This window comes from Ensifer sp., assembly GCF_035999135.1.
GTDB lineage: Bacteria > Pseudomonadota > Alphaproteobacteria > Rhizobiales > Rhizobiaceae > Ensifer.
The window spans coordinates 1-2,243 of the sequence record NZ_DASYGZ010000234.1; the positions used below are offsets into that span (position 1 = coordinate 1).

Below are 2,243 nucleotides of genomic sequence, written 5' to 3' on the forward strand. Positions count from 1 at the left end.
CTCAACGACAGGTCTTTTACCGATACGCTGACGTTTTGCATGTTGTTACCCTTTCACTGCGCCGGCGGCGATGCCGCGGACAAAAAGCCGTCCGGAGACGAAGTAGACGAAGAGCGGCACGGCGCCCGTCAGGATCGTCGCAGCCATGTTGACGTTGTATTCCTTCACGCCCTGGACCGAGTTGACGATGTTGTTGAGCTGAACCGTCATCGGGTAGTATTCCGGCCTTGTGAACACGACGCCGAACAGGAAGTCGTTCCAGATGCCGGTGACCTGCAGGATCATCGCCACGACGAAGATCGGCAGCGACATCGGCAGCATGATCTTGAAGTAGATCGTCCAGAAGCCGGCGCCATCGACGCGTGCCGCCTTGAACAGTTCCTCCGGCAGGCCGGCGAAATAGTTGCGGAAAAGCAGCGTCAGGATCGGCATGCCGAAGATGGTGTGCACGAGGATGAGCCCAGTGAGCGTGCCGTAGATGCCCATTTCCCTGAGCACGATCACGATCGGATAGATCATCACCTGGTAGGGAATGAAGGCGCCGACGATCAGGATGGTGAAGAACAGCTCCGCCCCCTTGAAGCGCCAGTTGGCGAGCGCATAGCCGTTGACCGAGGCAATCGCGATCGAGACGATCGTCGAGGGAACGGTGATGCGCACCGAGTTCCAGAAGCCGCGCGAAAGCCCGTCGCAGTTGAGCCCCGTGCAGGCGCTCGCCCAGGCCTTGACCCAGGGCTCGAAGGTAATTTCGACCGGCGGGGCGAAGATGTTGCCGAGACGGATTTCCGGCATGCCCTTGAGCGAGGTCATGACCATCACGTAAAGCGGCAGCAGATAGTAGAGCGCCACGACGATCAGCGTGCCGTAGATCATGATGTTGCGGCCCGAGAGCGCCCGGCGCGGCTTGGCGCCGCGGGGGCCGGCAAGCACCCGTTCGGCCTGCACCGTGGATGTGGTCTCGTCAGCCACAGAGTTGAATGCAACGATATCAGACACGCTTGCGCCCTCCCCCGAATTCCAGATAGGCCCAAGGCACGATGATGATGGCGACGGTGATGAGCATCATGGTCGAGGCGGCAAATCCCTGGCCGAGGTTCTGTGCCTGGAACATGTAGTCGTAGACATACTTTGCCGGCACTTCCGACGCGATGCCCGGGCCGCCGCTCGTCTGCGCCACGACCAGGTCGTAGACCTTGACGATGCCGCTGGCGATGATCACCAGCGTCGTGACGAACACGCCGCGCATCATCGGGATGACGACGAAGATGTAGGTCTTCCACATCGGAATTCCGTCGACGCGCGCGGCCTTCCAGATGTCCTCGTCGATGCCGCGAAGCCCGGCGAGCATCAGACACATGACGAGCCCGGTCCCCTGCCAGAGCGCGGCGATCAGGATGCCGTAGATGACGATGTCGGCGTTGTAGAGCGGATCGAAGGTGAAGGTTTCCCAGCCGAGCGAGCGCACCACCGACTGGATGCCGAATTCCGGATTGAGCAGCCATTGCCACACCAGGCCCGTCACGATGAAGGACAGGGCGAAGGGGTAGAGCATGATGGTGCGGAAGGTGTTTTCGAAGCGGATCTTCTGGTCCATCAGTGCGGCCAGCACGAAGCCGATCACCAGACTGAAAATCAGCGAGAAGACGCCGTAGATCGCAAGATTCTGCACCGAAACCAGCCAGCGCGGTGCGTCCCACAGCCGCTCGTACTGGTCGAGGCCGACGAAGGACAATCGCGGCAACAGCTTGGAATTGGTGAAGGAATAGACGACCGTCCAGATCGTGCCACCGAGAAAGATCACCACCGCCGTCAGGATCATCGGGACAGAGGCAATCTTCGCGTTCAGGTTCCGCAGCCACTGGTTCGGTCTGCCCGAACTCCGTGTGTGACCCGCCATGTTTCGTTCCTCCGGAACTGCATTGGGTTTCGGACGATGGGCAGCGCCGCACGGTCGAAACCGGCGTCGTGCCGCATCAGGGCGACAACCGCTCCCCTGGGATACCGCGCAAAGGCGAGCTCACACGCGGTCACCGGCGCGGACATGCCACACCGAAAGGGAGGCCTTGACCGACCCCGCCCCAATGGAGCGAAGCCGGTCAATCAGGCAGTTGCGGTTACTCCGCCGCGGCGATGATGTCGGCGAAGCGCTTCTGCGCGTCTTCCGGCGTGATCGACGGGTTGGCGAAGAATTCGGAGAACAGGTCCTCCTTCTGCTTCTGGCTGTCGGCCGAAAGCAGCTGGTC

The 2,243-nt window shown here is 61.3% G+C and carries 2 protein-coding genes and 1 pseudogene; all 3 read right to left on the reverse strand.

Going from position 1 to position 2,243, the window contains the following annotated elements:
- Positions 1 to 45: 45 nt before the first annotated feature.
- The gene (locus tag VGO12_RS30660) at positions 46 to 873 is read right to left on the reverse strand and encodes a carbohydrate ABC transporter permease (protein WP_414650802.1); all 828 of its coding nucleotides are present in this window, start codon (positions 871 to 873) and stop codon (positions 46 to 48) included.
- Positions 874 to 988: 115 nt separating this feature from the next.
- A complete protein-coding gene (locus VGO12_RS30665; RefSeq protein WP_327516508.1) occupies positions 989 to 1,897 on the reverse strand; it encodes a sugar ABC transporter permease in 909 nt (302 codons plus the stop codon).
- A gap of 217 nt (positions 1,898 to 2,114) precedes the next feature.
- Positions 2,115 to 2,243: pseudogene (locus VGO12_RS30670) on the reverse strand (carbohydrate ABC transporter substrate-binding protein); the annotation flags it as partial.

Coding starts and splice junctions, on each gene's coding strand:
- VGO12_RS30665 (WP_327516508.1), bottom strand. CDS start 1,897: ATGGCGGGTCACACACGGAGTTCGGGCAGACCGAACCAGTGGCTGCGG.
- VGO12_RS30660 (WP_414650802.1), bottom strand. CDS start 873: ATGATCTACGGCACGCTGATCGTCGTGGCGCTCTACTATCTGCTGCCG.